We start from the raw sequence: 5,099 nt of genomic DNA, 5'->3' as shown, positions 1-5,099 counted from the left end.
TACACCTACTTCAAGGAAATCCCTGTCGATATCCTCGAAGCCGCCCGTATGGATGGCGCCGAACTGTGGAACGAGATCACCCACGTGCTCGTGCCCATGGCCGTTCCCGGCATTGCCTCGACCCTGCTGCTCAATGTCATCCTCGCCTGGAACGAAGCCTTCTGGACGATCACGCTGACCTCAGGCCGTGCCGGCACCTTGACCGCCTTCATCTCATCCTTCTCGTCGCCGCAGGGCCTGTTCCTCGCAAAACTCTCCGCCGCCTCGCTCCTCGCCATCGCCCCGATCCTGCTGCTCGGCTGGTTCAGCCAGAAACAGTTGGTTCGCGGCCTGACCTTCGGTGCGGTGAAATGATGGCCGCAGGACTTTCAGTCGACACCCTCCCCCTTGTGGGGAGGGATCAAGGGTGGGGGGCTCTTCTGAGCCCACTACACCCCGTCAATTTCACTCATTCATCGATTTCGCTCAGGTAAGGACCAAAAAATGGGTTCCATCACCCTCGAACACGTCAACAAGTCCTTCGGTGAAGTCGAAATCATCCCGGACATTTCGCTCGACATCAAAGACGGCGAGTTCGTCGTCTTTGTCGGCCCCTCGGGCTGCGGCAAGTCCACGCTGCTGCGCCTGATCGCGGGCCTCGAAGACACAACCTCGGGCACGATCAAGCTCGATGGCCAGGACGTCACCGATGCGCCGCCAGCGCGGCGCGGCCTCGCCATGGTTTTTCAGTCGTATGCGCTCTATCCGCACATGACTGTTAGGGACAACATCGCCTTCCCATTGAAAATGGCGAAGATGCCGCAAGCCGAAATCGACAAGAAGGTCGACTACGCCGCGCGCACCCTTAACCTGGGGTCATATCTCGATCGTCGTCCGCGCGCGCTTTCCGGCGGTCAGCGCCAGCGCGTCGCTATCGGCCGCGCCATCGTGCGCGAGCCCAAGGCATTCCTCTTCGACGAACCCCTGTCGAACCTTGACGCAGCGCTGCGCGTCAACATGCGCCTCGAGATCACCGAACTGCACCAGCAGCTCAAGACGACCATGATCTACGTGACCCACGACCAGGTCGAAGCCATGACCATGGCCGATCGCATCGTGGTGCTCAATGCCGGCAATGTCGAACAGTTCGGCTCGCCGCTCGACCTCTACAAGAAGCCCGCCAACCGCTTCGTCGCTGGCTTCATCGGTTCGCCGAAGATGAACTTCGTCGATGGCCCGGAAGCGGCCAAGCACAACGCCCATTCCATCGGCGTGCGCCCCGAGCATTTTAAGCTCTCGACCACCGAAGGCGCCTGGAAGGGCACGGTCGGCGTTGCCGAACAGCTCGGCTCCGACACCTTCCTGCATGTACAGACCGAGGGCCTCGGCCTCATGACCATCCGCACCGACGGCGACCAGACCTTTAAGCACGGCGACGTCGTCTGGCTGACGCCCGACCCCTCGCGCATCTACAAGTTCGATGCTGCGGGCAAGGCGATCTGATCATGCGCGACGCTGCCCCCTCCGTCGTCATTACCGGGCTTGTCCCGGCAATCTATCTGGCGGCAAGTTGCGGTGCCGTTTCTCTTCCACCGGGTCATTCCCGCGAAAGCGGGAACCTCTGTTTCCTTTCAACGGAGGTTCCCGCTTTCGCGGGAATGACTCCGGGACTTAAGCCATGACCACCAAGCTCTCCGCTGCCAATCTCGACGCCATCACTTCAGTCGCGGTGCCAAAATACACCCGCGCCGATCTCTCTCCCGGCATCGTCCATTTCGGCGTGGGCAATTTTCATCGCGCCCATCAAGCCGTCTATCTCGACGCGCTCTTTAATCTGGGGGAGGGCCGCGATTGGGCCCTGATCGGCGCTGGCGTGCGCGAGACCGACGAGGCCATGCGCCAAAAGCTTATGGGCCAGGACTGGCTGACCACCGTCGTCGAGCAGGAAGCCGACAGCAGCTCGGCGCATGTCACGGGTGTGATGGTCGACTATCTCAAACCCGGCGATAGCGCTGCTGTCATCGCCAAGCTTGCCGATCCGGCCATTCGTATCGTCTCGCTGACCATCACCGAGGGCGGCTACTACATCGATCCGGCTTCGCAAAAATTCGATCCGAAGCATCCCGACATCGCCTATGACGCCGCGCATTTCGATGCACCCAAAACCGCCTTCGGCCTGATCCTTGCCGGTCTCGTCGCGCGGAAAAACGACGGTCTCCAGCCCTTCACCGTCATGAGCTGCGACAATATCCCCGGCAATGGTCACGTCACCGAGAACGCCGTCGCCGGCCTCGCCGCCCTGATCGACCCTGCGCTTGCCGCTTGGGTGAAATCTTCGGTGGCTTTCCCGAACGGCATGGTCGATCGCATTACGCCTGCGACCTCCGATCGCGAGAAAAAACTCCTCGCCGACAACTTTGGTATCGACGACGCCTGGCCGGTCTTTTGCGAGAACTTCAAGCAGTGGGTGCTCGAAGACAATTTCCCCGCCGGTCGTCCGGCGCTGGAGAAGGTCGGGGTGCAGTTTGTCCCTGACGTCGCGCCCTATGAGCACATGAAGATCCGCATCCTCAATGGTGGCCACGCAACCATCGCCTATCCGGCGGGGCTCATGGATATCCACTTCGTCCACGAGGCGATGGAGAACCCGCTGGTCGCCGCCTTCCTCAAGAAGGTCGAAACCGAAGAGATCATTCCGGTCGTGCCGCCGGTGCCCGATACCAACCTCAATGACTATCTCGCGCTCTGCGAAAAGCGCTTCGCCAATCCCAAAATCGGCGACACGATTCGGCGTCTCTGCCTCGATGGCTCCAATCGCCAACCGAAGTTTATCATTCCCTCGGCCTTGGATAGGGTCAACGCTAACAGTCTGCTAACCGGGCTGGCTCTCGTGAGTGCCCTTTGGTGCCGCTATTGCTACGGCACGACCGACAGCGACGCGGTGATCGAACCCAACGATCCAAACTGGGATCGTCTCACCGCACAATCGAAGAAAGCCAAGGAAAATCCGGCCGCCTGGCTCGAAATGAGCGACATTTATGGCGACCTCGCCAAGGCTCCATCCTTCATCGCAGCCTTCACTAAGTCCTTGAATTCTCTGTGGACGCAGGGGACTAAGGCCACGCTCGAAGCCTATCTCGCTAATCGACTTTAGCCAGATAGCTCGGGCGTGGCCCCTAGCTCATCGCCACGCCTTCCGCTAAGGTCCCGCCGGGACCGAGAAGAGAGGGCGGCGTGTCGCAAAACCTCCTGGTGGGAGTGGACGTAGGAACCGGCAGTGCCCGGGCTGGCGTATTCACGCGTGACGGCAAACTATTGGGCCGTCACGAAAATCCGATCCTCATGCGGCGCACCGACGCCAATTTCGCCGAGCACGACAGCGAGGATATCTGGTCCGCCGTCTGCCTCGCCGTCCGTGCTGCCATGGCTGAGGCCAAGGCCGACCCGGCCGATGTCGTCGGTATCGGCTTCGATGCCACCTGTTCCCTCGTCGTCCGTGATGCCTTGGGTGCTCCGGTCACCGTCTCCAAAGACGGAGAAGATCGTTGGGATACAATAGTTTGGCTCGATCACCGCGCTCTTGAAGAAGCAGACGAATGCACCCGAACGGGCCATGAAGTGCTCCATTATGCCGGCGGTGTAATGTCGCCGGAAATGGAAGTGCCCAAGCTCATGTGGCTCAAGCGTAACCTGCCAAAAAGCTGGGCCCGCGCGGGCCAGATGTTTGATCTTGCTGACTTTTTATCCTGGAAAGCCACCGGCTCGCTGGCCCGGTCGCAGTCGACCCTCACCTGCAAATGGACCTATCTCGGCCACCGCACCCCCGGCTGGCAGCAGGATTTTCTGGAGCTCGTCGGCCTCGGCGATCTCATTGAAAAGGCTGCGCTTCCTGAAGTTGCGAGCCCGGTTGGCGACGATCTTGGCGCCCTGACCGAAGCCGCAGCAGCGCAGCTCGGCCTCACCGCGAACTGCCATGTCGGAGCCGGCCTTATCGACGCCCATGCCGGGGCCCTAGGCGTGCTGGGCGCCTTCGCCCCAGACGTCGACACCATCGACCGTCATCTGGCGCTGATCGCCGGAACATCGAGCTGTGTCATGGCTTTATCGGCCGAAGATCGCCCAACCACCGGCGTTTGGGGGCCGTATTTCGGGGCGGTTCTGCCCGGTGTCTGGCTTAATGAGGGGGGGCAGTCGGCCACCGGCGCGCTGCTCGATCATATCATCCGCTGGCATGGGGCGGGGGGCGAACCGACGCGCGAACGGCATTTGGCGATTTGTCGCCGGGTGATGGAATTACGCGAGGTCGAAGGTCTGGCTCTGGCTAACCGCTTGCACGTATTGCCGGATTTCCATGGCAATCGTTCGCCGCTGGGTGACCCGTTTGCGCTCGGCGTTATCTCGGGCCTGACGCTCGACAGTGATTTTGACTCGCTGTGCCGCCTCTATTGGCGCACCTGTGTTTCGATTGCGCTCGGGGTTCGGCATATTCTCGAGACGCTGAACACGCGTGGTTATGCGATCGATACGCTCCACATCACCGGCGGGCACACAAAAAATCCTTTGTTGATGGAGCTTTACGCTGACGCTACTGGCTGCACGGTGGTGGAGCCTTCGACGCCGGATGCGACCCTGCTGGGGATGGCGATGGTGGCGGCGAATGCGGCGGGGATTTATTCGAGTTTGGATCAGGCTTGCCTTGCCATGCAGCAGGGTGGGACGTCGCGGGCGCCCAACGAGGCCGCGCGGGGGCAGTTTGATCGGGATTATCGGATTTTCCTGGAAATGCTGAAGCAGCGGCAGGCCATTGACGCGATGAACTAGATCCGGCGGCAGGAGTTTCCTGGGACGAATTTCGGAGCGAGAACAAAGTCTTGCGCGGGTTCGCTTGATGCCTCTGGATCGGTGATACGGTGCAGCAGGCGGCGGGCGATGATGTTGCCGAGCTGGAGCGTATCCTGCACCACCATGGTGATGCGCGGGGTGATGACGCTGCTCCATTGCACGTTGTCGATCATGGCCAATGAGATGTCATCGGGGCACGAAAAGCCTAGCTCCTGCATGGCCTGGAGTGCCGCTAATGCTACCGCATTGTTAGCACCGAGAATGGCGGTTGGGCGTTC

General features: G+C 60.9%; 5 protein-coding genes. 4 read left to right on the top strand and 1 reads right to left on the bottom strand.

The window, feature by feature from the left end; all coding sequences use genetic code 11:
• The 4 genes from J0I64_RS04755 to J0I64_RS04740 form a co-directional block, all read left to right on the top strand.
• Nucleotides 1–354, top strand: a 354-nt coding sequence (locus J0I64_RS04755) for an ABC transporter permease subunit (protein ID WP_291406464.1), incomplete at its 5' end; no start/stop codon positions are given.
• Between the two features lie 129 nt (nt 355–483).
• Complete coding sequence (locus J0I64_RS04750; RefSeq protein ID WP_291406463.1) at nt 484–1,482, top strand: ABC transporter ATP-binding protein; 999 nt, start codon at nt 484–486, stop codon at nt 1,480–1,482.
• A 175-nt stretch (nt 1,483–1,657) separates the two neighbouring features.
• Entirely contained in the window at nt 1,658–3,133 is a 1,476-nt protein-coding gene (locus J0I64_RS04745; protein WP_291406462.1) for a mannitol dehydrogenase family protein, read from the top strand.
• An 80-nt stretch (nt 3,134–3,213) separates the two neighbouring features.
• The gene (locus tag J0I64_RS04740) at nt 3,214–4,800 is read left to right on the top strand and encodes an FGGY-family carbohydrate kinase (RefSeq protein WP_291406461.1); all 1,587 of its coding nucleotides are present in this window, start codon (nt 3,214–3,216) and stop codon (nt 4,798–4,800) included.
• Here the strand turns inward: J0I64_RS04740 and J0I64_RS04735 are convergent.
• Nucleotides 4,797–5,099, bottom strand: a 303-nt coding sequence (locus J0I64_RS04735; RefSeq protein WP_291406460.1) for a substrate-binding domain-containing protein, incomplete at its 5' end; no start/stop codon positions are given. The genes J0I64_RS04740 and J0I64_RS04735 overlap by 4 nt on opposite strands.

This window comes from Devosia sp. (genome assembly GCF_017307565.1).
Classification (GTDB): domain Bacteria; phylum Pseudomonadota; class Alphaproteobacteria; order Rhizobiales; family Devosiaceae; genus Devosia.
The sequence above is the reverse complement of the archived record's forward strand: the minus strand, read 5'-3'. Positions and strand labels throughout refer to the sequence as shown.